Origin of the sequence: Cytobacillus oceanisediminis (assembly GCF_007830235.1) — a bacterium.
In the GTDB taxonomy this organism is placed as follows: domain Bacteria; phylum Bacillota; class Bacilli; order Bacillales; family Cytobacillaceae; genus Cytobacillus; species Cytobacillus oceanisediminis.
Genome location: NZ_VLKI01000005.1, coordinates 314,796 through 339,570, shown reverse-complemented (window position 1 = coordinate 339,570; position 24,775 = coordinate 314,796). Strand labels below are relative to the sequence as shown.

Sequence of the window (24,775 nt, the reverse complement as noted above, 5' to 3'; positions counted from 1 at the left end):
CTTTCACTGGTCCTATCACAGGAGCAGTCCTAGTTAGTTTCTTTTTAGGTTTTTCGTTGAAGTCCTCCATCTCTGCATACTTCTTAACGGTTCTGGGATCTCTCCCCATTTTTTTAGCCACACTGGAATATCCGCAGCCTTTAAAGTTAACTTCATGTCTGATATAATTAATCTCGGCCACAGCCAACATCTCCTTAATACCTCCTGCACGTTTTGTACCCAACAGGAAGTGTATGTGTATTTGGGAATGTTGACAAGTGGCCTTTTTTAATTTGTGCAGGCCCCTCGGGGCCTGCACAAATTAAATGCCATAACCTACATTTTTATGATGCCATAAACAATAACCCAACGGTTGCATTTACCGTATCTAAATTACTATCCTCAGAAATCCCTTTCACTAAACTCAAGGCTGGAGAGGCTATTGAACAAAATGTAGCATAACTTATCATTCTCCATTTAAACGTTTTCATTGTATCTGAAATATCTCTAATCTCATATCCTGAATTTTCAGAAAACAACTGTATTCTTTCATCAATTTGATTTTCTGGAAGGAGTTCAAGATTGAGGATAAACTCTTCTACGTATCTACGAAATCTTGTTAGCTTATCATAATGCTTTTCCTTAAATCGATAAATATCATACGGGTCTTCTACAGAAGAAGGAACAGGTAATACTTTTTCAATGATTCTAGCCCGAAGTTGTTCTTTTAGTAAATCTCGGGTATTCTTTTTCCTTACATTAGGAAGGAAATATGATAACTCATTATAACTATCAGTAAGAGGTCTATATTCTGTAAGTGTTCCTAATACTGTTGCTAGATATGTCATAAAATTAGATGCCGTATAACTCTCTACAGTGTACCAAGACCCTCTCCCCTTAGTTGCCAATCCTCTTTGTTCTAGCTGATGACCAAGGCTTCTAAGCTTCCCCATATGTATTTCTGTTGTTGTTCTAATTACTCCATCCTGACCTATTAACCCTAACCTTCCCAACTTAGAGATAGAGCAAAATACAGGGTTATTATCAATAAACTCTAAGAATGCATCTTCGAAATTAGGCACATTCCATAAATGCTGTTCTGGTACTACCTGCTCTATCAACTCAGCCTCTACTAATTTTCTCGTATGCTCGCCTAAAAGATTTGGCTTATTTAGGAACTCTAAAGGCACGATAGACCCTACCTTATCCCAATAGAACAATGACCCCATTAGCCATTGGCTTTTAGGAATTGAAATCGAGGGAAAGTATAATATTTTATTCACTATATTGTCTCCTTTCAAATTATATTTTACTTTTCCTTCTTTCTTACATAAATTTTTCCTTTTCCTATCATCGAACTACCTTGGCTTATAAATATTAACCCTATGCCACTCCATATAATGTTGTTGTCTCTCATTTATATCAATATTCATAGTGCCATTAATATTAAGAAAAACCTTTGTAGCCACATCTAGACTCTCAGAAACCAAAATTATTCCATCACCATCAAAACTAATATATCCCTTATCAAACAACGCATCATGATTAGGACAAAGCAACAAACCGTTATTTACATCTAACCGCTCTTGATTATTAGATTGACTCCAAGGCTTTATATGACTCGCTATAAGAAAACGCTCATCTGAAACTCCACATAATGTACATTTTCCCTCATTTGCTAAAAGCTCATTTTTGAATGCTGATTGACCGATTCTAGATTTAATAATTTGCTCTTTCTCTGTGTCTGTTATGTCATTATTTGATAGCTTTCCAATAGCATTTAAGGTTGCAACATCTTGTAAGCTGCCTTTACTAGAATCCCATAACTTTTGAAGTGCCATTGCTTGCTCTACAGGTAGCAAATAATTCGTCTGCTGTCTTAGCCTTAGGATTAATAATTCATTTAAAACAGGATGCTTTAAAAGAGTTATTCTACTAATAAATCCATCTTCAGGTCTAACATCCAGAACTTCTAACTCTACAACAAGATATGAGTTTTCCCAATCATTTGTGTGCCAATATGCCTTAAAACTTTCATCATCAATTTTCTTTATGGGTAAACTTTTAACTCTACACTTTGCTAATATTCCACCAGTCCCTTTTTGCGCACCATCTGACCTCCACAAATAGACTTCGTCATCTTTTTGGATTCTGTCAATGTAATGCTCTTGCCTTAATGACCACCAAATGATTTTATGATTATTAACATAGTTATCAATATCGAATATCTTAGGATTCCCTTGAAATATCCAGGTCTTAGACTCTTGGGTGGATTCTCTTGACATAGGGAGTCTAGCATTTTGGCTAGTGATTTTATTCTTAAAATAAGCCTCAAAATTTTTACGCAGCTCAATATTTGTATCCTTTACCCATGGTTCTCCATTGGGTCTGTCCTCTTTATAATGAACCATTGATACTTTATTCAACTCAAAAATTGAAGGGTCAATGGAAATTAACCATTCAAATGCACTGTATTTAGCAGCTGTCAGACCATTATGATAGCTTTCGTTGATTATTGAATGGTTTCTTAGTATGGTTAATTTATATCTACCTTCTCTCAGTTTCGTAGTTAAAATATAATACTCAGTTTCTTTAACTCTCTTCTTCATATATTCTTTATTAGCAAAACTATTATTATACATAAGTAAATCCACGAATTTCCACCTCCATTTATACCTATTTATAAAGAAAAAAAGAATACTTAGATACCAATAGGAAAATTATACCTTATAAATTACTATTTTTGGATAACCTACTATATTTAATTTCATAACAAAAAAACTCCAAAGTTCATCCACTTCAGAGCTTTCTATAGTATTGAATGTATCTCGATTTATAGAGCGTTTACTCGGTAAGAGCATTTAAAATTTAAATGTGATTTGATTGTTTTACTTAAATCATTAATAGCTTTTTCTTATAATATAAGCCTTGTGCCAACTCATCTACGTCTATCATGGACGTTATAACCATAGTAAACTGATATGTGTTTGAATTAAAGGAGGAGAAAAGCTACTATCAAATAATCCAAAGTATAAATAAAATTGGTACATGGTGACCTACTATATTAAAATTAATTTACAACAAATTCTACATTCCATTCTTCCTTTGGGACTCCAATAATCTCTAATATCTTAAGACTTAACCTGTATATATCCCTTGCACTAAAATCAACATTAACATATATATCATTTTTCAGTACGCTTCTTCTTTTGAATTTATTAATATCAGAAGAGAACAGGTTGGGATACTTTTCCTGAATAACAAAAAAGTTTCCTTCTTTTAATTGAATAACTTCATTAAGGGTCGTAATCCATACCTCTCTCCAAGTAGAAACCTCAAGGTTCTTACCAAGAATAGTTAACAATCTAGGGGAAGTGCCTTTAACGTCTTTTATTTCATTATTGTGAGAGCCAAAATAACTCCACACCTGCAAACACTTATCAGCTAATAAGTTCGTTCTTGCTTTTATTTCATCAATCCCCCAATTGTTCAAGTTCCGAAAGGTTTTATTTATTTCCAAATGACTTTCACCCAAATTCTTTCGTTTCTTTTGAAAAGTTTCATTTGACATTTCAGAATTATAAGCAGTAAGGGTAAGGTTTCCTAAAACATGCAAATATTCATCGAGAATGTTTTCCCATTCCTCACCTAAAGAAATTTTCCAAGAATCCGAAAGTGTTTGGGGCATTATATGTTCAATTGTCAGATTACCATAATTTATTTTTTCCTTATGCCGGTACGACTCTTCAATAGATTCAAGTATAAACTTTGTCTTCCTTGCTCTATCACCGCTCCCATACAAACGGGTTGTAAGTAACTTGTCTCTAAATTCTTGGTCTTTAGGATAACCTTTGTTTTGTAGAAAAGCTTTAACCTCTTCAAGAAGCTCTTTTGTAGAAAAACCATTAACCTTCTGAATTAGCGAAAGGAAAATCTTATTTAATTCATTTGTGGCAATATCGCAAACAAACCTTCTTATTAAATAGTTCTCTATTACGCTTACAATATTTACAAACTCCTCCGATAAAAGCTTTCCTTCTCTATATAGGGTAAACATATTCAATAGAAATGGATAAGAAGTTTTTGCCTCAATTCTGTTTATCTTGTTCAATGCACTTCTAAGCTTTAAATCATCAATTAAATCAGGATTTAGTATACATCTATAATACTCTGACAACCTGTGTAGCTCTTTAACATGCTCAATTATATCCCCAGAACTAACTGATTCTTTTAGTTCTAAATACACTTCTGAACTTCTAACAATTTTTCCTTTTCTCGCTAAAAAGTGCCTTATATATTCAGTTAGAGAGTCTTGATAGTAATCCTGCATCGGTTTCCAATACTCCTGATAAACCTCTTCATGTTTATCGCTGCTGATTCTCATAAAGAAAAAATTTCGGATTAGGTCAGCTTGAGTTAAAGGTCTACCTTTTGCATTTAGACTTTCAAATACTAAATAAGGATTATCATCAGATGCAAGAACAATGCTTACGAGTGAAAGCCTGGTTGAGAGCAATGTCTTAAATTCCTTAAAATCAATTTCTGTCTTACTAATTTTGTTTCTGAAATAATCATAGGCTTGTTTAATACCTGATTTTTCATAATTTTGTTCGGATGCATCTATTAGATATTTATATATCTGTCTATCTACTTGTGTGGGAAGAAGTTTATAGAAGCTATCTCCTGTTTTCCATTTATTCACCAATAAGTTTTCATGAATTTCTTCAGCTAGTTCCTTATCACCACTTTCTCTCGCTGCATCTCTTATAGCAATTAACAGAATAGATAAAGTTGTAAGCCTTTGTTGTCCGTCTATAACTATGTATTTTTGGACTTCGTGTGGCTCTGAATCCATCGACATACTTACTATGGAACCAATGAAGTGGCTTCTGTGTTCATGAGTAATACGAATCTCTAAAATATCATCCCATAATTGTTTCCACTGTGAAGTTGACCAACTATATGTTCTTTGGAAAAGTGGAATTACATATTGTTTTGTTCCTTCAATCATCGGCTGAATAATAGACTCTGTTGCTTTCATTAATTAAAAATCCTCCTCCTTCAATATCATTTTTTTCTATCATATAAAAGAATTTTTTAATAGGAGATAAAATCTAAAACACAAAATTTTTTCTACACCTTAACTAGGAATTATACCATATTTTTCTTTCTTTAACGTTCATAAATTAGCTCTTTTATAATAGTTAGATAATAAAAGTACTTTAGAGAAGTTTATATTTCACAAATTAGACACAAGGACTTTTATACTATAGAGCTAAATATATGCATGGGGGTGTTTATATGGAGAAGAAAGTCATACCGCATTGTCCTATTTGTTTGGAAGAAATGAAAGTGGGTCAAGAAGTAGTCCTGGATGGAACTTTTAAAGGCATTTTACATACTGATTGCAGCTATCTAACACTAGAGGAAGTTGAAGACCAAGGTTTGTACGAAGAGATAATAAGGAGAAATCAAAGATGGTTAAAACAGTTTAACCATACGATTATGCATTAATTGAAATAATCCTTCTCTACCGAGAAGGTTTTTTGATTCTTACAGCTCTATACGGTAGCCCCTTTCTTGTTAATACCCTTTTTTATCAAAATTTTACCATAAGTTAAATAAGGATTGGCAAAAGATTTGTATATATTTTGACAAGGATTGTTTTTTGTTAATCCAACTTTTCAGGGTTTTGTGCAAATACACCCTATATGCTAAAATTTTCTTGATGTAACTATAAAAAAATCGATTGGAGCAGGGGAAATGAAGAAGGTTTGGATAATAGGGTGTATGACCTTATTTTTGGTAGCCTGTGGACAGGATAGAGAACAGGAGAATGTTTCGTCCGGTACCAAGGGTGGAACGAGCGAAACGGAAACAAACGCCCAAAAAACGGACAATAATGAACATGAACCGGGTACGAAATCAGTTGAAGGTACAGATGAGAACGGGAAACAAATCATTGCTTACCATTTCCATGATGTGGAGTCATTACCAAGTACAAAGAGTTTCATTGTGGCAGTAGAAGCGATATTCGGAGCTGATCGCTATTACTATGAATACTCTAAAGAGTCTATTTCTAAGTTTGGTGAGATGGTTGCCTCCAATGATAGCAAAGATTATAGGTTTACTTTTGAAACTAAAAATGGAAAGGTTATTAGAGATTATGGTGACGGGTTTATTATAGATTTAGAGCTTGACCCAACATACGACCCAAGAATGGAAATTATTGATTTAATTCATTATTTAAAAGTAAGTGGTTTAATTAGAGAATTTAGCCCAACAGATGAGAATTACCAAAACGATTTCTACTACACGATTAATTTATATAATGCACGCGAGCCTGGTATGAATTATGAAGAACCAGCTGTCATATGGAAATTACGTGGTCAAACAATAACAGAAATGGATTTCTCCAATAAAAAGGACATTCTAGCGTCTATTCACCGCTATGGTAAATATGAAGGCATGTTCCCTCCAGTCGACTAACGTTTTTTTGGTTCATACACACATTATAAGTCCGGGTTGTTTTTTCTAGTTAATCCACCTAGGGGTTTTGTGCAAAACACCCTTCTTAGAAAAATCTTTCTTCTAGTATTCTGCCCGTTACTTGAATAAGATTTTTAATGAAATTCATATTAAAGTTACCTAATATCTGATAACCTCGTTGCCAAAAGTATTTCATAATAAAGTAAAGAACCTTCTAAGAGGTTCTTTTTTATGTTTTTATATAACTAAAACCATTTTAGCTAATTTGGAGGTCTTTAGGATAAATTTTATACATCGTTACTGCACCTTCAACACATCTCCGCTAATATCGGTCCAGCCCTCTACAAGACCGTTTGCATCAAAGTTTATGTAAGCTGCCCCTCCATACCACCAAGTCTCACCACCTAAAGGCATTTTATTGAGACTAGATGGCGTACCCATTATTTTTTTCACGTGTTCTTTAGTGGAACCTTGAGTAAAGACACCTTCAATCTCTTCTACGTTAGTTGATAATACTTCCTCAGTATTTGTATTAGAAGCTAAATTACTATTAATTTCCTTTTCAATTAGAACACCTGATAACTCATTACTTAACTCTACATTTTCCTCATTGAGTCTCATATTTTCTTTTGTGACATCCTCTAGCCTTTTATCTAAAACACTATTATCATTTTCTGCTTCAGTCAATCTTTGGATAATTGTATTTTTTTCACCATCAACTTCCGCTATCTGTCTTTCATAATAATATAAACCCCAAACCCCTATAGAAATGATACCGATAGAAAATACCAATAAAACTATAGCAAGGATTTTCCACTTTTTTGCATTACTATTCGTTTGTCGTATATTTGGTTGCGGTGGATGTTTTTCTTTAGGTTCTTCCTGTGTGTAGGAAACTTTAGATAGTACGTTAAAGTTAGTTGCCTTAAAGAGGATATCATTAAATAGCCTTCTCTTTTCTTCATTACTCAAAACGTCATATGCTTCTTTTACAAACTTAAACTCTTCTGCATTCCCTCGGTCTTTGTCAGGATGAACTTCTTTAACTTTTCTTCTATAGGCATTTTTTATCTCTTCAGAAGTTGCATAATATGAAACACCTAGAACCTCGTAATAATCAATAATATTCTTCATTTTTCCATGGCACCTCACTGGTCATTAAAAACAGAAGTTTGTTCTAATTAATACCATTTTTTATTTTGGGTCCTTCTGTAATTTGTTTCTTCCTACTTGAACAACTTCTATTACACACATTCCATTATATTTTAATAATAGTATTATTTTTTATATTTGTACTCCCTATGCCACTCCATATAATGTTGTTGTTTCTCATAGATATTAAGAAAAACCTTTGTATCCATATCTATACTTTCTGAAACCAATATTGTTCCATCACCATCAAAACTAATATACCCCTTGTCAATTAAAGCATCATGATTTGGGCAGAGTAAAAGACCATTATTTACATCTAACCGCTCTCTATTATTAGATTGACTCCGAGGCTTTTTATGACTCGCCATAAGAAATCTCACATCTGTTACTCCGCATATCTTACATTTCTCTTCTTTCTCTAATAATGCTTTTTTAAATATTGTTTGACCAATCCTAGACTTTACAAACATTTCCCTCCTCATTCTGCCGATAACCCTTTTCCTCTCCCTCTAAATTTCCTTCTATCAGTATTGTATGGAATTCTGCGAGAGGAGCTGCCCGCTTACTAATAAAGATAATAATCTCGTTCAATGTGCAGTTGAAAACATATCATATTGATATTTAACTTAAAACTGGAATAATCAAACTCCCCGCCTTCTTTTAACTGTCTTATCATGCTAATGATTCTTTCCCATTCCTTTTTGTTTCCAGTAGATAATCTATCCTGATGTGCGTGTATGGCTTTCAGGGTGGTTGAATGACGTTCTTTAAGGGTTTGATAATCTATTACGGAAATAGGACTTATATGAGTCGCTATTCCACTATTAATTCGTGTAATGTTCTTTTCTCTATATGGCGCATAATACTCTTCTAACTCCAATTGTTGTTGCATTTCCTTTTCAAGTTTCTGTTTTTGATAATAGGTAAAAATCTTCCTCTGATGCTTTTCGAGTAAAGGAAGCCCTAAGGACAAAAGCCATTCAATTTCATCGTCTTGAAACCCTGTCGGAACATTTCTTATATATTCGTTGTTCACCATTTTTCTGAGCATTTCTTGTTGAACAGGTTTTGGAAATCCTTCAAATGCTAATCTTGCTTCGGATTTCAAGCCATCCAAGATACGTTCATGACATTTTCTTTTGTCGTACTCCTGCTTCATCTCTTCCAGTTGGTAGATTTGTTTATTCAGTAGTGGTAATCCCAAATTAACCTGTTCAATAATCACTTGAGGGATATTTTCTAAATTTAGATATGGTTTTAGATTGAATAGCTCCCCTTTGAAAACTTTCAAAAGGATTTCATCCCTTTCCAAGTCGATTTTATGGAAGCCATTTAAAATGTCCTTTACCAGTTCCGTAGAAAGATTTGTATGGTTCGATAAACAGGTTTTCCCAAACCCGAAAGTCATTTGCTTTTTCTTGTTCATGACGATGTATTGGTAACGAAGTGGATTGCCACATTCGCATTGATAATTCTTATTGCCGTATCCGCTATCCAATATATCCACTAAAACCCAATCGTCAATGTAACTTTCGACTTCTTCCAAGGTCATGGTATTTTGGATATCAATACCTTTGAAGATTGCTAGCACTTCAAGCCATTTTGCCTTCTTGCTTTGCTTGCTGTTTTCTAAAATAAACTTCCTTTGTTCAACTGAAAGCTGTGACATTATCTCTGAAACTTCACGTTCCGTTAATATTTTCGCCACTAAACCTTCCCCCTTAATTCAAATATTTACCATAGTGGATTAATTATACAATAGATTCATATCGACAATTACGCCAAAAGTTGAAAAAATAACCAATCGTTTATCAGAGAAGTGTTATCCTTTATGTTCTTAATGATGTTTAGGAGGAACTCTTCTTTTTTATGTATGCCAGCACTTCATAATTCAGCATTCATTCTATACTATATACTCCAGAGGGCGTTTAAATTTTTACATAGGAATGTGAATATTTAGTAATTAAAATACCAATACCGTTACTACAAGGAGGAGATATTAATGTTATTGGTTGAAATCATGATAGGCGTTGTATTAATAACTTCATGGATTCATTTTCAAATGTTAAAAAGAAAAAACAATTATAAAACTGCATTATTAGCTAGTCATATTGACTCGAGTGAAGAAATGAAAAGAACATTAGCAATGGGGTTATACCTTAGATTCAGGAAAGAGCAAGAGGATAATAATAACTCAATTAAAGCAAATTCAGTTTTCATTAAACAAGACCCTTTTACATTTGAATCGTTTGTAGCAGAAGTATTTGAGAAAGCAAGAGGAGGGAATACATGGGTATCACCACCAACTGGTGACTTTGGTGTAGATTTTGAGCATGATACTAAGGAAGGGAAGTATTTAGGTCAGGTAAAATGCTATAAAGAAGACGTACCATTCGGTCCAATTGCAGTAATCCACTCAAACATGATTAAGCAAGGGGCAATTGGAGGGTATGTAGTTACCACAGGTTCTTTTACCAAGTATGCAAGAGAATATGCAGAGGAATTAAATATTGAACTTGTTGATGGTGTTAGACTAGTTGAAATTTGGCTAGCTGGATTAGAAAATGCTGAGCAGGAAATTAAGCAAGTTATCCCTGAATATATATAAGTAAAAAGCCCTTCTTATCAAGAAGGGCATTCTTTATTTATTCTTTAGTTTTTTGAGCAATTCTAAAGCTTTCCATCGAGCGTATTCAGTTTCATCTTTTAGATAGTATACACTTTCTACTCTGTCGTATTTATCAAAAGTTATCTCCAAAATATCACCTTCATTATATAGATTCCCCAGTTCCTCATTGGAGATAACCTTTACGATAGTTTCATCATCTCTAAGTAACAAAACTGCTAAGTCGCCTTCAAATCGGTCTATAGTGTACTTATTTGACTTCACTTACCTTCACACCTTCTGCATTATATAATTCCGCAGCATCCCCATCATTGTTCCAGATATATGCTCCTGTCCATTTTAAGTATGTTGGTGGTTGGTCTTGTGCATTGTTTCCTGATGTTACATACACAGTTGCACCTGATTTTAGCACATAACCTTCTGGGAAATCATAAGTTTGATTACCCTCAACACTCACAAGCTTCCATCCAGTCATATCAATATCTATTGAATCATTATTTTTTATTGTAACAATCTCTTTATCCAAGTCAACATTTAAAATACTAGCCTTTCCAGATGGTTCTTGTGGGTCCCCTGGAAGGGAATCAGGGGTTCCATGTACTTCATATGTTATACCATTTGTATCAACAACTATATTTCCAGAAGTAACAGTAGAATATACCTCTGAACCTACAGACAACAATCTATCAATTACTTCAGAATGTGGATGTCCATACTGATTTTCCTCTCCATATGAAAGTACAGAAACTTCGGGTGATACTTCTTCTAAAAATGAAAGTGAAGAAGTAGTATTTGAACCATGATGACTAACCTTAAGCACTTCTGCTTCTACGTTGTATTTATTAATCATTTCATGCTCAGCTGAATAATCAGCATCCCCTGTCAGCAAAAAGTCGATCTCATTATATGATACCTTCAATACCACTGAACCTTCATTATTGTCTTCGCCATCTTCATAAGTGTTCAGCACCTGTATCTTAAGAGCAGAATCTATATCGATAAACTCTCCCTCTTTTGCTACCTTAAAAGGAATATTTTTCTCATCTATGATTGATAAATATTCCAAGAAAGTTTGAGATGTATGAGTAGCACCGCTATCTAATACTTGTTTAACAGGAAGAGTCTTTAAAACTTGAACTAATCCACCAATATGGTCTGCATCAGGGTGTGTAGCAACCAAGAGGTCAATTGATGATACACCGGCTTCCATCAAATAGGTAGGAACTTTTAAGTTGCTTAACTGTTTACCACCATCAACCAAAATGTTTTTCCCATTTGGCGTTTTTATATAAATACTATCCCCTTGACCTACATCAATAAAATGAACTTCCATTTCTTGACCTGGAACAGTTACTTTAAATTTAACATCTAACGCTCTAGCAAGAAAAGCAGAGAAATCTCCTCTTGAAAGTTTTGAATCAGTTCTAAATGTATTATCAGGATAGCCTGCTGTGATGCCATCGGCTAAAATTCTCTTAATATAAACGTAAGCAGACATGCCTGAACTTACATCAGAAAAAGATACCTGTAATTCCTCTGTTAAATCAAATGCCCGAGCTAAGAAGATTGCCATTTGTCCACGGGTTACAGGTGCATCCGGTCTAAACGTGTTATCAGGAAAGCCTAAAATTATCCCTTTTTGAACCGCTGAATCAATATAGCCAGAAGCTTTCACATCTGAGTTAACATCCTTAAATTTTGTGTCTCTTTGAGTTCCATCTAAATCTAATGCACGTCCAATCATTATTGCTGCTTGCGCTCGAGTGACTGTAACATTGGGTCTAAATGTACCATCTGGAAAGCCTGTAATGATATCTCCGTCTACGAGATAGTTAATCTCTTCAAAGAATCGGTGGTCTGAGGTAAGGTCTTTAAATCCTTGCGCGTATGTACTTTGCGAAAAACCAGAAAAAACAAGTACAAAAACAAAAAACAAGCTAAATAGTTTTTTCAATATAAATAACCTCCTTTATTTTCCATTTTAATTATAAAGGAGTAACTTAATAGTTTCTAGTAATATTAAAGATTCATTTTCTGCATAATTTTTCTCATTCTTTCAAAAAAAAGGTTACATTCTCCACACCCTAATTTCTACACATATTAGCTAAAGGTAATTACTTATTATGTACAAATTCTGTAAAAACTAATTAACCATTTACTATGAAACTTAATGAATAATAAATAAAATTGAGATTTTATCAAATTAGACTTTATCGTTTATCTTATGTATTATACCTAACTATAAAGTCATAGTTCGTTCTTTTAGATTAATAATACTTAACTTTAATAAAGTGCCTACGAGCAAGGCATACCTTAAGCATATTATCTTATCGTTTCGAGTACAATAACAAGGTTGTAAAAGTGCATTACTTTGATTTTTTCACATAAAAAGGATAGTATCGCACCTATCCTTTCCTTTACCATAATATTAGCTGATTTTCTCTCAATTTAGCTCTTTGGACATCAGATTCTTTAGATTCCTAATATATTTCTCTGTTTCTCCTTTAGAGAAAAATTCTTTAGCATTTTTACTTCCATAAACATCAATTGCAACCTTTAAATTTATACCCTGTTCCAAAAAAGACCTTAAATTCAGATGATTTATATTACGTAAACCAATCAACTTTGAATTCAGATATTTTATTTTTCTTTTTATTTTAACTTCAACATAACAATTGTTTACAGCTAGCTTAAAGTCAATTGTAGCCATTTCGTGCTTCTCTGCTATGTATTCTACAGCTTCTTCCCACTTTTCCATGTTTATTTTATACTTATTACTTGCAAATTTTATCCAATAAAATGGATTTCGCGAGGACTTTGACTGATTTAAATATCTGCTTAGCGGCAGCATATTCTTATATAAGTTTCCACCAATACAATATTTAATAGCTATCTTACTCCAACTTAAAGGGACGAAATGGTCAATCTCTATATTTTCAGTAGAACCTAACAATACACATTGATTTTTATAGTCTTTTAAAGCCTTCTCTTTATGTTCCTTTTCAAATGGATTAGGTGATAGTTGAAGAAAATATTTTCTATTTCTGCTTCCCTTTTTTATTTTTTCTCCATACCTAATGTGATAGCACTCTTTACAGATAGCACGTCTTCCATACTTTGAGCCTTTATGTTTATAAAAATTCTCTAAAGGCAGCTCCACATTCTTTCTTCTACAACTTGCTTCTGTACATTTTTTAGTAATTCCAGATACCTCTGTATTAATTTGAAACATCTCCTATTCAATTAAACTTCAATTTAGTATGATATGATACTTAGTCATAAGGATTCTATTACCAATATAATCATTTACATTCCTTTTAACTGTATTTCCCACCTCACTTCGTTCGGTGCTTTTGGCTCACCCTTTGCAAGCAAAGCGTTCGCTGGCTAGTAAGTTGCAAGCAACTTACTAGCACTCCAACTCTCTATCAGATACTTTTTTCCAAATCTCCTCAGTACTTCCATAAATAAAAATCATTTAGTGAAGAGTAAAAAAATCATTTGATTATCAATTTTTGTTTTTCTATAATAAGCTTCCCACTATCAATTAATTCCTTAATTTCAATGATTTCGGGGTTAAGGTATCTACTAAAATTATTTGAGCTTAAGTTCAAAACCTCCCTAACCTGTTTCTTGGGATAGACTCCTGGAGTAAGATTTTTTATATAGTTTACTAAATTTAATACCTTATTCTCTTTAGTCTTTTTTCGTTTATCATCTTTCTGAATACCTAACTCTACAATTTTCCCAATTTTCAGATTTTTCATTTTATTTGTTGCCAATTGAAAGACTTCTTCATCTGAATTTACAATATAGTATTTTGCATTTGGCATTATATTTCGTTGAATCCGCTTAATACTTTGATATATTTCACAAGCTAAGTGGGATACCTGAAGTAATTTATACTTATCCTCCTTAAATCTTCCTTTCTTAATATGAACTGGTCCTTCTATTTTAGCCCCACTAATACTATTTTGAAGGTAATTTATTAGATGAGCTTCAATAGGTATGTTGGGAGTACCAATAATCCAACATTGACTAAAATCCTTATAATTATTTTTTCCAATTAAATTACCAAACCAATTTATTGCAACTTTTTCATTTTTATAATCATCTCCTAAGCCTATTGACAGCATTCCCTCACGTTCTAGTGCAGTCTGAAGCTCATATATATGAGATTTTAAACACACTATTAAAACCTTATCTTCATTTTGCTTATTCCTAGTAATTAAACTCGAAATAGATTTAAAAAAATTTTCTTTATTCTTATTAATGGACTGTTTTCCAGAGTTAAAATTCACCCTATACGCAGTAGAATTATTATGTTTTACTATTCCTGACTGCTTCTTTAACTTTACATTTTTATTAAGTTTATATGTATAATCAATGTCTGCACTAGCATCTAAGATAATATTATTCTTTAATCCCCAAAGTTTTATTCTGGAGTCATAAGTACATAGCCTATCAGCATGGTAAATAACTGTATTATTCTTATCTACTAAGGTATAGAGTGTATCAATATAGTTTTCTATCTCCATGATATTATTTATAGAAAATTTGTTATTTTGTATCAAACTTCGAAAAGCAGATATTTCTTCTGTATTTACCTTAATTTCCTCTACAGGTACACAAACATTAATATCAAAAGACAATTTCGAATTCTTTATAGTTTCTAGGAAAGGTGTAGATACACGAAGAAATTCCGCATCTAATTCAGGAGGTATATGCTGCTGCACTTTTTTATAAGTGTTTGCAGTAAAACTATATACTGGGAAGTTTAACTTTTCATCAATAATTAATGTGTGTCTTCCCCTTGTAAAAGCATTTCTGAACTCATCATTTAAGCATAAGTCCATGTATCTTTTATGACTAATAACTAATACTCTTTTTTCTTCTAATTCATCTAACCTCTTACTCCAGTAACAACTCCAATTCTCACTTGTTATACCAAGTATCATATCTTCATTAGGAGATTTTTGAATATAATTGACTGTTTCTTCAATATCTTTATTAAACTTTTTAACTATAAGAAATTTTCTAGGTAGCCTATCTGGTAAAAACTCATTAACATGTTCTTTTATAATTCTATTTGTATTGAGGGATTTTCCCAAACCAGCTTCCATATTAATAACATTAAATACTTTGTAACCAGTTTCCCAATCAAGCAGTCTTTTTTCTAGTGTTTCTATTTTGGTAGTATATTTGTTTTTATACTCTACTGCATATGGGTCATGTTCAAATGGGCTAGGAAAGGTAATAATATCCTCTTCGTATTTTAGTTCCTTTTCTTTTCTTTCCTGGAGCAAGATTTCCTTTAGCATTTCTTCTGTCTCTTTTTGTGATGCTTTACCATCATCTGTTGAATAAAACTCTTCAAGTAATTTTTTGTGTTTATATAAAATATCTTCTTCATCAATAACTTCATGTATGTAATGGTAACTCATATAGCCCCTCCAAACTGTTATTTTTTTCATATCTTATCATGCACAGCAACCTTTGTCAATGAATAAATAATCTATCATCATATCACATACAATAATCCAGTGTCAATGGATTAATTATATTTTTTCTAAAATTCTCATAGAGGGTGTGCTATGACCTTGAGTCAAATATAATGTTCGAACAAAGGTGTTAACCACCCCCCCACTCTGTTTTGACCCAACGTATAATATTTATCCATAAATCCCCTCTCTATATACAAAATCAAGGGTATAATAAATTTCTTTTCAATAAGAGCATTGAATAAGGAGTTTCGGCAAAGAAAATTTTAGTAAAAGGATAACTAAAAGTATCTATTCCCCTGAATACTCACTTGTTAGATTTGGCAAGAGTAGTATTCAAGAAATATATGGATGGGTTAATAATGAGGATATTCCTATTTGTAATGAAGGGGCCAAAATATGAGTTGATTAGGTTATGGAGAATTCAGAAAGAAAATCGTATTGAAAAAGTAATACAGGCCTTTCTTCGAGGCAACTATTCAACTCAGGTTCGCTAGTCTTTAGATTTATTTATCTGTAAACTAGCCCCCCTTAACAAATAAGAGGGGCTATATTTTTTTATTTAAATACCTTATTCAAAGGGGAGTATATATTATGCTGCTTTTTAACGTCGGTATTGGTCATCTGAATATATTTCCTGACCATAGACATATCTGTATGCCCAAGTATCTTTTGAAGGCTGAATGGGTCCCCGCCATTTAAGATATAGAATAACGCTCCCGTATGTCTAAATGTATGGGGAGAAACTCTTTTGTTAATTTTGGCTATTTGCCCATACTCAGCTAGATTTTTCCGTACTGTATTATCTGATAAGGTTGTGCCTTCATAGGTTAAGAATAACATTTCAGAATCAAAGTCCTCAGTAATGGACAGATACTCCTTTAGTAACTTAATCGTCTTAGTTGATATAGGTACTACTCTAGTCTTTTTCGATTTTGTATCAATAGACTCTAATGTTATGTGCCCTGACCTTATATCAACGTTTTTTCTTTTAATGTTTACAAGCTCTGAACACCTAACTAGTGTATCTATAAGCACAAAAATAATGACCTTATCACGAAATCCTTTATATGTTTTATCATCAATCACTGAAATTAACTTTTTAACTTCTTCAGGAGTAAAAGACTCCAAAGTGTCCTCAATTGTTTTGACAGGTTTAAATTGCTCATGAATAGGGTCTTTTATATAGTTTTGCATATAGCAATAGCGTAAAAACGCTCTTATTGTTCGTATCCTAACATTAACAGTCACTGGATTTAATTGCTTTTCATCTAACATGTATGCAATATAACCTTTAAAAATTGAAGTTTTGAACTCCGTGTTTACTAGCTCAGATTGAAGATAATCCATTAAATAACTGAAGTGAGTGTAGTAATCATCTAATGTTCTAGAAGCAAGCCCTTCAATTTTTTTATCTGAAATGAAGTATTCAAATAAAGTTGTAATTGGAATTTCATTTAACTTAACTTTACCTGAGTTATTACCGATATTTTTTTTAAAATACATTCTCTTTACTTGTTTTTTTGACATAAAAAAACCTCCTACTTATTTGTAGAAGGCTATAGACAAATTTATCTAACGGTCTTTACTAACGGTCTACAACGGTCTTATGTAAAAATAACAAATAAACCGTTGGACTAATCATTTACCTTAGATAATAAAAAACCTTATTTGGCGGGACCGCCTGGGAATCGAACCCAGCTGACCTGGCACGCAGGTCACAAGCGGTTTTGAAGACCGTGGAGGGCACCAGCACCCCAATCAGCCCCGTAAAGACTCTTTTTATTATAAGGGCAAATGTGGCTGCTTTCAAGACAAATGCTTCCTTTCTTGTCGAAAAGGTGGACAAGGATTATAATAGGGACATGAAATTATGTGTGTAGGTGAAATAAATGCAACTTGAAGGCTGGTTTTTGTGGTTTATCTTATTCTGGGTTGTGGTTCTGATTTCTTTCTTCGCGATCGGCGGCTTTTTTATGTTCCGGAAGTTTTTGAAGCGGATGCCGAAAGAAGATGGCAAATCAGATTTGGATTGGGAAGAGCATTATGTGAATGAAACGCGCCATCTTTGGCAGCAGGAGGAAAAGGATTTACTGGAGGATCTGGTTAGTCCAGTGCCTGAGCTGTTCAGGGATGTGGCGAGAATGAAGATTGCCGGAAAGATTGGCGAACTTGCCTTAAAGGAAAAGGCAGATCAAATCGATCAGGATCTCCTGATTCGAGGGTATATTCTAGCCACTCCAAAACGGGATCATAAATTTCTCCGTAATAAATTAACGGAAAAACAGATCAATATGACTCCATACGAACACTTATTTTAAGCCATTTCGGATTCCCGGAATGGTTTTTTATTTAGGTTGTATTATCGCTAAATGAATATAAGGCAGGTGTGGATTGGAGTGGAAGGCACTCGACTCCTGCAGGAGTAGCGTACCAAGGGAGACCCCACAGGCGCGAATGCGCCGAGGAGGCTCCCGGTAGCCCCGCGGAAAGCGAGTGTCTGGAACGGAAATCCACACACACAAGATTTAATAACAAAACCAATTTTAAAAGGATAGTCTTTGAATTAAGCGAATAGACATTAAGAGTAAATATTTTACCCAAAGGAGAAATAAAATGACCACAAAAGAAGTATTATTAAACCAACTAGCCGCCTGCCTGGATGAACCCAACTGGTTTGTCCCTCTCACTGCAGCCGTCCATGGCCTCACAGCAAAACAAGCAACCATAAAATCCGGAACAGCTAATTCTATCTGGCAAATCGTCAATCATCTTACTTTTTGGAATGACCGGTACTTAAAAAGGTTCAAAGAACAGCCGCTTGAAGAAGGACACATCACCAATGATGAAACCTTTAACAGTAGTGCCCCTGCCAATGAAGAAGAATGGCAATCTGCCGTAGCATCACTGCAAGATGTTTTATCTGAATGGAGGCTTGCATTAGATGCATGCGACGATGAAAAGCTGCTCGCTTCAGCATACCAGGACCGGACTGACCCCTGGTCATCTGTCATTGGCAACATTACCATCCATAATGCCTACCATATCGGGCAAATAGTCGAAATCCGCAAGAAAAATGGGATTTGGGATGCCCAGAATGGCGTCCACTAAAACTTCCATACACAAAAAGCCGCCGAACCCATGCCCGGCGGCTTTCAGTATTATATTGTCGTCTTCGGGCTCCCCGCTCCATAAAGCTCCTGATGCAGCTTGCGATAATTCATATACATCGCAATCCTCCAAGGCACAATCATGGCAAATGCAAGAATCCAGAACATGCCGCTCAGCTCACCATAGTCGATCGTTGAACTAAGCACCATTTTTCCAATAATCCGTACGACAAGCAATCCTATCAATATAAAAGCAAATGCTTTTGAACGTTTCAGGTAGATTTCGTTGTCCCTGATTTCAAAGGAAGATGTTTTGATCAGCAGGATGGAGAACAGCATTCCAACTGAGGCAGCTTCCAGGATCTCCATTGGAGTCACTCGAAAATAGGGGACGACAAACATGAGCGCACCTGTGCTCATGAAAATCGGCGGCAAGATGATTTTCTTGGCGGAAGCCGGCTTCTTGGCTGCCTTCATGCGGATGAACATCACGAAGATTGCCATAAACACGGCGCCGATTGATGAAATTAATACAAAATCCATTCGATTTCATCCTCTGTTTCATTAGATTACTTTACTTATTATATATTAAAAGGCTTGGTTTAGATACGATTTTTGAAAATGTCCACTATTAATTAAGCTCTGTTAAAGCTTATTGTTGTTTTTTAGCACCCTGTTGATTGGAGCAGAAGGCACGAACTCCTCCAAAATGCATTCGCATTTTCTTCGTGCGGTGTTTATTAGGATGCTTATTCAACGTCCTGCGGGAGTGCGGCAAAGGGAGACCCCGCAGGAGCAAAGCGACGAGGAGCGTGGGACCGCCAGCGGAAAGGGAGTGCCTCGTGCTGAAATCAACAGGCAAATTTAACAGGCCATTAATAAAAAAAAGCCAACTCCATCTGATACCCGGACACATCCTTATGTCCAGGGTACCTGAGTCAGCTCTTAGCTTAATACCCGATTAACTGCTTCTAGTACTCGCCCCTCATCAAAAGGCTTTACAATAAAATCCTTTGCACCCGCTTCAATGGACTCGACCACTACCTTCTGCTGGCCCATGGCAGAGCACATGATAATCTTCGCATTTGGATGATCTTTTTTTATTTCCTTCATGGCCTCAAGTCCAGTCATTTCCGGCATGGTGATGTCCATCATCACAAGATCTGGAAGGTGATCCCTATATAGCTGTACAGCTTCTTTGCCGTTCTCCCCTTCTCCTACAATCTCATGGTCGGCTTTTTCTAGAATACTGCCCAGAGTGACTCTCATAAACTTTGCATCATCGACTATTAAAATTCTTGCCACCGCTGTTTCCCCCTTGTACTGCATTGGAAGCTCTATCTCTATTATACTTCTATCATAGTTAAAAATACCCAAAATTATAAAACAATAAACTCCCTGAATAGTAAAATAGCAATATTTCCACATAAATACAATTATCCACGCTGAAAGAACACATACTACAATATATCGAACTATCAGACAAATTTCAATTTAAAAAGTGCGACAAATTTCGACCAGCACTCTTTTGACTAGTAGCCCTTTTTACTTATATCAAAAAAAGCAGCACATTCCCAATTTTGAATGTGCTGCCCATTTTTTAAAAACCAGTAAATCCGCCGAATAAAGGTGATAAAATCGCGATAATCTTAGTCATCCAGTCAAAGAACAGGACAACACCCATGATCATCATTAACACACCGCCAATTTTCATAATCTTGACGCTGTTTCGCTTGATCCACTGCAGCTTTCCGACGAAGAAGGAAAGCACAAAGAATGGAATTCCGAAGCCAAGAATATAAGCAATCATATAGACCATAGCTGATCCTGGATTAGCTGCAGCAAGAGATATTACCGCTCCAAGAATCGGCCCTGTACACGGTGTCCAGCCGGCCGCAAATGCCATCCCGATTAAAATCGATCCAAGAAATCCAGCAGGACGGTTTTTAAACTCGAAACGTCTTTCCTTCATTAAGAATTCCGGCTTGATCACTCCCACTACAACCAGCCCGAAGAAGAAGATAAAAATGGCTCCAAGCTGGCGGATCACATCCTGATATTCATTAAAGAAGCGTCCGATAAAAGTGGTTCCAAATCCAATCGCAATAAAGATCGCCGAAAAACCAAGCAGGAAGAATAATGTATGCAGCATGCTCCGTCTTTGCAGCATGGCATTCTCTTCTTTAATCTCCCCGACGGACATTCCTGTAATATACGATAAAAACGCCGGATATAATGGCAGGCAGCAAGGTGAGATAAAACTTAAAAATCCTGCCCCCAATGCAATAAATACATTTAAATCTGTCATATCCACAACTCCTGATACTCATTCGTTCCTATTTATTCTAACAAATACCATGCTGAAAAGATAATGGATAGAATGTGAACGTTTTGTGTCAAATAAATACTCCAAGAAGTATACAATTGAGCTCGATTTTTAAATGTAGTGATGAACTCAAATAATGATTCCAGGCACCCTGTTGATTGGAGCGGAAGGTGCGAGATCCTTGGAAATGCATTCGCATTTCCTTCGTGCGGTGTTTACTCGTGGATGCTTATTCAAAGTCCTGCGGGAGTGCGGATCAAAGGGAGACCCCACAGGCGCATAGCGCCGAGGAGGCTCCCTGACCGCCCGCGTTCGCTGAGTACCTGCAGCGGAAATCAACAGGCCAAAGTAACAGAGACATTTTTTAAGTAAAAACAAGTATTAACTGGAAAATCCTTGACATCTCTGGAAATATCCCCAAACAAGCTCTATAATAAACCATATTAATTTTCAACATAAAACATGTTTTTTTAATGTAAATGTTATTAAACTTTAAAGGAAGTTTCTTTTGAATTTATTACCATAATTCGATATACTATAGTATATCTTAACAAATTCTGTTATTATCTTTCAGCATTTGACATGGAACCTAATTGGCAGCTGAATTTTACATAATGCGACGAGAAACCACCAGAGAGGAATTATTGGCCATGTGTAAACAAGAATTGCTTTCATTGATCGAACAGAAGAGAACGGAGTTAATTCAAGTGGCCATGAAAAGCGGCTTAAACTCTTCGGCGGCAATCCAGTACAGCCAGGAACTTGATGCCCTATTAAATGAATACAATCGAATCTTTATTAAAAAAGTGCAAACCCAATAAAAAACAGCCATGTTTATTTAAAACGGGCTGTTTTTTTATGTAGCACGCCTCTTCTTTAATTCATTCTCTCTGCCGTTTAAACACCTGCTGAAGAGGCATGTACAGTGGAATTGGTAAATATATTTAGGGATAAGGGTAATGTAGGTATCATATTGTCAAGAAAATACTTAGGCGTTTATTTTGGGAAAAGATATCTTGGGAAATTGCCCGTATATTTTTATTTTAAGCAGAAGAACCGCTTCCAAAAATGTTATAATTTGAAAAATAAAGTAAAAGGAAGAATTTAATTTGGCCATTTATATTTTTGTTTTTATTGTTTTCTTGATTTATTTGCCCATTTATTCAGCAATCAAAAAGAAATATAATATTCAAGAACCTAAAGACAAAGAAAAAATGACATTTACCTATATTAATAAACTCCATAAAATTGTTGAGAACAGTTTGACCGTAGTAATATTAATCGGATTATTTTTATTAGGTTTTGTTTTTAAATATGATTATAGACCAAGCTATCTTATTGTATCATTTTTGATTATTTTTGCTGCTCGAGGGATTATGGAATGGAAATACGAGAAAGAATCCAGGCTATATTTTCTCTCTGTATTATCCATCGCTACACTATTTATTGTATTCCTTGGGTTTGAGTTCCTAACTTAAGGAGATAAAAATGCAGACTCAATCTGTCCGTGAACTTGTAATAGTTATTGTGTTAATTGGCCTATCCACTTTTAGTCTGTTTCCTGAATTTGGGCTAAGTAATAAAATCGCCTTTATGTCTATTTTCTCCGTCATGTGTATGATCGAGTTTTTCAGAAATTTTAAAGAAAGCAAAAGCAAGGCTTTCTTTGCCATAGGTGTAATGATTGTAGTTGTCTGGAGTTTCATGAATACGATGTAAAAAACAAGCAGCCTCCCAGCGGGCTGCTTGTTTCATTTAATGCTTTGTAATCGCATTTTTAAGGATGCTCATCCAGCTTACCCAACTGCATCCTCCACTTTTTCAGCAGATCCATTCTGCAGCAAGTACATTTTATGATACAAACCGCGTTTAGCGAGAAGCTCCTGATGCGTCCCTCTTTCAACGATTTCTCCCTGATGGAGAACCAGAATCAATTCTGCATCCTGAATGGTAGATAGGCGGTGGGCAATCGCAATCGTCGTCCGGCCCTTCCGCATTTTTTCCAATGCGATTTGGATCGCTTCTTCCGTTTCTGTATCGATATTTGCAGTCGCTTCGTCCAAGACCAGAATTTTCGGATTGGCGGCAATGGTTCTCGCAAAGGCGATCAGCTGCCTTTGTCCGCTTGATAAAGTAGATCCCCGCTCCACTACTTGATGGTCATAGCCGTCTTCCAATTTATCAATGAATGTATACGCCTGAACAAACTGGGCTGCTGCTTCAATTTCATCATCTGTCATATTCTCATTATGAAGCCTGATGTTATCCTTGATCGTTCCGTAAAAGAGGAAAGGATCCTGAAGAACGAGCCCCATTTTCGTCCGGAGTTCATCCTTTGGATAGGATTTAATGCTTTTTCCATCAATGAAGATATCTCCGCGTTCAAATTCATAGAAACGCATCATTAAGTTGATAATTGAACTTTTTCCACTGCCCGTATGTCCGACTAACGCTACTGTTTCTCCCGGCTTGGCTGTAAAAGAAATATTCTTCAGCACATCCCGTTTTCCGTCATAGGAGAAGCTAAGGTTTCTGAACTCGATGTCTCCATCTTTGATTTCGGCAGCGTTCTTCTCCTCCTGTGCAGGTGCGAGTTCCTTTTCATCCAATAGCGCAAAAGCTCTGGAAGCAGCGATGATGGCCTGCTGGTACATAGAAAGCCTCATCATAATCTGATTCACCGGCTCAAAGAAACGGTCCAAATAGCTGACAAACGCATAAAGCACACCGATCTCTATTGGGCTATTAAAGGAGGAAATTCCAAAAAAGCTCAATACTATGATGAGTGCCAGTACATAGACAAGGTCGATAGCCGGTCTCAATAATAGGCCATCCATTTTGATATTCCGCATCCCAGCGTTGTAATGCTGCTCATTAATATCGCCGAATTCCTTCCGCAGCCTTTTTTCCTGCCTGAACACCTGAATGATGGACATCCCCTGCAGTGATTCGCTCAGCTTCGCATTCAGCTGGCTCAGCCTTTCCCTTAAATCCTTATAAAAAACCGAACTATATTTCCGGTAGGTTCTCATGATCATAAATAGGATCGGCAGTATCACTAGACAGAACAACGCAAGCTTAACATTCAAAATAAACATAGCCACAAATATGCCTGTCAGGAGGAAAGCCCCCTGAATGAACGTGACCAATACACTCACGAACATATCTTTGATCGCTTCGGTATCATTCGTTACCCTTGAAACAATGCTTCCTGCCGGTGTTTTATCAAAGTATTTCAAGCCCAGTGACTGTACTTTTGAAAAAACATCAACCCGCAGCTGCTGGATGATTTTCAAAGCGATTTCCTGAAACTTCAACAGCTGAAAATATGAAACAAGCACATTCAAGATTTGAATGCCAAGGTAAGCAGCGCCCAAAGCAAATAACGGCTCAAACACAATGTTTCTAGGTGTTAAATAATCATCGATAAAGATTTTTACCAGAATCGGCCCCAGTATGTCCCCTATCGTAGTTACCAGGAGCAAACTGAAAGCGAGCAGAATCGTTTTCTTATGCGGTTTAGTATAAGAGAGCAGCCGGAACAGGACCTTTCGCTGCTCTTTTCCTTTCATAACTGGTGTTTTTTCCATTT

22 protein-coding genes, 1 tRNA gene and 2 pseudogenes are annotated in these 24,775 nt (G+C 35.3%); 8 read left to right on the top strand and 17 right to left on the bottom strand.

The annotated features are described in order from the left end of the window. The 4 genes and pseudogenes from IQ19_RS11905 to IQ19_RS11890 all read right to left on the bottom strand — a co-directional run. Positions 1-190, bottom strand: a pseudogene (locus tag IQ19_RS11905) (IS21 family transposase); the annotation flags it as partial. 133 nt (positions 191-323) lie between these two features. Further along, on the bottom strand, positions 324-1,262 hold the full coding sequence (locus IQ19_RS11900) for a hypothetical protein (RefSeq protein WP_144542620.1): 939 nt from the start codon (positions 1,260-1,262) through the stop codon (positions 324-326). Between the two features lie 75 nt (positions 1,263-1,337). After that, on the bottom strand, positions 1,338-2,633 hold the full coding sequence (locus IQ19_RS29110) for an HNH endonuclease (RefSeq protein ID WP_144542619.1): 1,296 nt from the start codon (positions 2,631-2,633) through the stop codon (positions 1,338-1,340). Between the two features lie 416 nt (positions 2,634-3,049). After that, complete coding sequence (locus IQ19_RS11890; protein WP_144542618.1) at positions 3,050-5,020, bottom strand: DUF262 domain-containing protein; 1,971 nt, start codon at positions 5,018-5,020, stop codon at positions 3,050-3,052. A gap of 260 nt (positions 5,021-5,280) precedes the next feature. On the opposite strand from IQ19_RS11890, the gene IQ19_RS11885 reads away from it, so the two are divergent. Both IQ19_RS11885 and IQ19_RS11880 read left to right on the top strand, forming a co-directional pair. Further along, entirely contained in the window at positions 5,281-5,493 is a 213-nt protein-coding gene (locus tag IQ19_RS11885; protein ID WP_144542617.1) for a hypothetical protein, read from the top strand. A gap of 249 nt (positions 5,494-5,742) precedes the next feature. After that, positions 5,743-6,468, top strand: coding sequence for a hypothetical protein (locus IQ19_RS11880; protein WP_144542616.1), 726 nt, complete (start codon positions 5,743-5,745; stop codon positions 6,466-6,468). 951 nt (positions 6,469-7,419) lie between these two features. On the opposite strand, the pseudogene IQ19_RS29280 reads toward IQ19_RS11880, so the two are convergent. From IQ19_RS29280 to IQ19_RS11865, 3 genes and pseudogenes are all read right to left on the bottom strand, one after another. After that, positions 7,420-7,602 (bottom strand): annotated as a pseudogene (locus IQ19_RS29280) (DnaJ domain-containing protein); the annotation flags it as partial. 143 nt (positions 7,603-7,745) lie between these two features. Then, positions 7,746-8,090 (bottom strand): HNH endonuclease, encoded by a 345-nt coding sequence (locus IQ19_RS11870; protein WP_242020965.1) that lies wholly within the window; start codon positions 8,088-8,090, stop codon positions 7,746-7,748. Between the two features lie 95 nt (positions 8,091-8,185). Next, positions 8,186-9,328: a hypothetical protein gene (locus IQ19_RS11865; protein ID WP_144542613.1), complete on the bottom strand. Its 1,143-nt coding sequence runs from the start codon at positions 9,326-9,328 to the stop codon at positions 8,186-8,188. 294 nt (positions 9,329-9,622) lie between these two features. On the opposite strand from IQ19_RS11865, the gene IQ19_RS11860 reads away from it, so the two are divergent. Continuing rightward, the gene (locus tag IQ19_RS11860) at positions 9,623-10,228 is read left to right on the top strand and encodes a restriction endonuclease (protein WP_144542612.1); all 606 of its coding nucleotides are present in this window, start codon (positions 9,623-9,625) and stop codon (positions 10,226-10,228) included. A gap of 33 nt (positions 10,229-10,261) precedes the next feature. On the opposite strand, the gene IQ19_RS11855 is transcribed toward IQ19_RS11860, so the two are convergent. The 6 genes from IQ19_RS11855 to IQ19_RS27735 all read right to left on the bottom strand — a co-directional run bounded on the left by IQ19_RS11855 (position 10,262) and on the right by IQ19_RS27735 (position 17,516). Beyond that, positions 10,262-10,510: a DUF3006 domain-containing protein gene (locus tag IQ19_RS11855; protein ID WP_144542611.1), complete on the bottom strand. Its 249-nt coding sequence runs from the start codon at positions 10,508-10,510 to the stop codon at positions 10,262-10,264. Next, entirely contained in the window at positions 10,497-12,200 is a 1,704-nt protein-coding gene (locus IQ19_RS11850) for an S-layer homology domain-containing protein (protein ID WP_144542610.1), read from the bottom strand. The genes IQ19_RS11855 and IQ19_RS11850 overlap by 14 nt, the downstream gene beginning before the upstream one ends. A 489-nt stretch (positions 12,201-12,689) precedes the next feature. After that, positions 12,690-13,406 carry an HNH endonuclease family protein gene (locus tag IQ19_RS11845; protein WP_144542609.1) on the bottom strand — a complete coding sequence of 239 codons (717 nt, stop codon included), beginning with the start codon at positions 13,404-13,406 and terminating at the stop codon, positions 12,690-12,692. A 337-nt stretch (positions 13,407-13,743) separates the two neighbouring features. Next, a complete protein-coding gene (locus tag IQ19_RS11840; RefSeq protein ID WP_144542608.1) occupies positions 13,744-15,690 on the bottom strand; it encodes a hypothetical protein in 1,947 nt (648 codons plus the stop codon). Positions 15,691-16,305: 615 nt separating this feature from the next. Continuing rightward, entirely contained in the window at positions 16,306-17,277 is a 972-nt protein-coding gene (locus IQ19_RS11835) for a tyrosine-type recombinase/integrase (RefSeq protein ID WP_144542607.1), read from the bottom strand. 142 nt (positions 17,278-17,419) lie between these two features. After that, positions 17,420-17,516: transfer RNA gene (locus IQ19_RS27735), tRNA-Sec, on the bottom strand. 123 nt (positions 17,517-17,639) lie between these two features. Here IQ19_RS27735 and IQ19_RS11830 point away from each other — a divergent pair. Then, positions 17,640-18,068, top strand: coding sequence for a DUF2621 domain-containing protein (locus tag IQ19_RS11830; RefSeq protein ID WP_144542606.1), 429 nt, complete (start codon positions 17,640-17,642; stop codon positions 18,066-18,068). Between the two features lie 295 nt (positions 18,069-18,363). Further along, entirely contained in the window at positions 18,364-18,858 is a 495-nt protein-coding gene (locus tag IQ19_RS11825) for a DinB family protein (RefSeq protein WP_144542605.1), read from the top strand. Positions 18,859-18,908: 50 nt separating this feature from the next. Here IQ19_RS11825 and IQ19_RS11820 read toward each other — a convergent pair whose 3' ends face one another. The 3 genes from IQ19_RS11820 to IQ19_RS11810 form a co-directional block, all read right to left on the bottom strand. Beyond that, positions 18,909-19,400 carry a CcdC family protein gene (locus tag IQ19_RS11820; RefSeq protein ID WP_144542604.1) on the bottom strand — a complete coding sequence of 164 codons (492 nt, stop codon included), beginning with the start codon at positions 19,398-19,400 and terminating at the stop codon, positions 18,909-18,911. A gap of 402 nt (positions 19,401-19,802) precedes the next feature. Continuing rightward, entirely contained in the window at positions 19,803-20,162 is a 360-nt protein-coding gene (locus IQ19_RS11815) for a response regulator (protein ID WP_144542603.1), read from the bottom strand. A 295-nt stretch (positions 20,163-20,457) separates the two neighbouring features. Beyond that, entirely contained in the window at positions 20,458-21,165 is a 708-nt protein-coding gene (locus tag IQ19_RS11810) for a cytochrome c biogenesis CcdA family protein (protein ID WP_144542602.1), read from the bottom strand. Between the two features lie 668 nt (positions 21,166-21,833). Between IQ19_RS11810 and IQ19_RS11805 the strand changes: the two genes are divergently transcribed. From IQ19_RS11805 to IQ19_RS11795, 3 genes are all read left to right on the top strand, one after another. Further along, positions 21,834-22,004: an aspartyl-phosphate phosphatase Spo0E family protein gene (locus IQ19_RS11805; RefSeq protein ID WP_144542601.1), complete on the top strand. Its 171-nt coding sequence runs from the start codon at positions 21,834-21,836 to the stop codon at positions 22,002-22,004. Between the two features lie 288 nt (positions 22,005-22,292). Further along, complete coding sequence (locus IQ19_RS11800; protein WP_144542600.1) at positions 22,293-22,661, top strand: DUF4181 domain-containing protein; 369 nt, start codon at positions 22,293-22,295, stop codon at positions 22,659-22,661. A 10-nt stretch (positions 22,662-22,671) separates the two neighbouring features. Beyond that, positions 22,672-22,902, top strand: coding sequence for a hypothetical protein (locus IQ19_RS11795; RefSeq protein ID WP_144542599.1), 231 nt, complete (start codon positions 22,672-22,674; stop codon positions 22,900-22,902). A gap of 77 nt (positions 22,903-22,979) precedes the next feature. Here the strand turns inward: IQ19_RS11795 and IQ19_RS11790 are convergent, their stop codons facing one another. Next, positions 22,980-24,773: an ABC transporter ATP-binding protein gene (locus IQ19_RS11790; protein ID WP_144542598.1), complete on the bottom strand. Its 1,794-nt coding sequence runs from the start codon at positions 24,771-24,773 to the stop codon at positions 22,980-22,982. Between the last annotated feature and the right edge of the window lie 2 nt (positions 24,774-24,775).

What these genes read in the sequence shown, in the direction of transcription:
- IQ19_RS11795 (WP_144542599.1), top strand. Translation starts at nt 22,672, where the DNA reads ATGCAGACTCAATCTGTCCGTGAACTTGTAATAGTTATTGTGTTAATT.
- IQ19_RS11860 (WP_144542612.1), top strand. Translation starts at nt 9,623, where the DNA reads ATGTTATTGGTTGAAATCATGATAGGCGTTGTATTAATAACTTCATGG.
- IQ19_RS11810 (WP_144542602.1), bottom strand. Translation starts at nt 21,165, where the DNA reads ATGACAGATTTAAATGTATTTATTGCATTGGGGGCAGGATTTTTAAGT.
- IQ19_RS11890 (WP_144542618.1), bottom strand. Translation starts at nt 5,020, where the DNA reads ATGAAAGCAACAGAGTCTATTATTCAGCCGATGATTGAAGGAACAAAA.
- IQ19_RS11825 (WP_144542605.1), top strand. Translation starts at nt 18,364, where the DNA reads ATGACCACAAAAGAAGTATTATTAAACCAACTAGCCGCCTGCCTGGAT.
- IQ19_RS11835 (WP_144542607.1), bottom strand. Translation starts at nt 17,277, where the DNA reads ATGTCAAAAAAACAAGTAAAGAGAATGTATTTTAAAAAAAATATCGGT.
- IQ19_RS11885 (WP_144542617.1), top strand. Translation starts at nt 5,281, where the DNA reads ATGGAGAAGAAAGTCATACCGCATTGTCCTATTTGTTTGGAAGAAATG.
- IQ19_RS11830 (WP_144542606.1), top strand. Translation starts at nt 17,640, where the DNA reads ATGCAACTTGAAGGCTGGTTTTTGTGGTTTATCTTATTCTGGGTTGTG.
- IQ19_RS11880 (WP_144542616.1), top strand. Translation starts at nt 5,743, where the DNA reads ATGAAGAAGGTTTGGATAATAGGGTGTATGACCTTATTTTTGGTAGCC.
- IQ19_RS11870 (WP_242020965.1), bottom strand. Translation starts at nt 8,090, where the DNA reads ATGTTTGTAAAGTCTAGGATTGGTCAAACAATATTTAAAAAAGCATTA.
- IQ19_RS11840 (WP_144542608.1), bottom strand. Translation starts at nt 15,690, where the DNA reads ATGAGTTACCATTACATACATGAAGTTATTGATGAAGAAGATATTTTA.
- IQ19_RS11820 (WP_144542604.1), bottom strand. Translation starts at nt 19,400, where the DNA reads ATGGATTTTGTATTAATTTCATCAATCGGCGCCGTGTTTATGGCAATC.
- IQ19_RS11790 (WP_144542598.1), bottom strand. Translation starts at nt 24,773, where the DNA reads ATGGAAAAAACACCAGTTATGAAAGGAAAAGAGCAGCGAAAGGTCCTG.
- IQ19_RS11805 (WP_144542601.1), top strand. Translation starts at nt 21,834, where the DNA reads ATGTGTAAACAAGAATTGCTTTCATTGATCGAACAGAAGAGAACGGAG.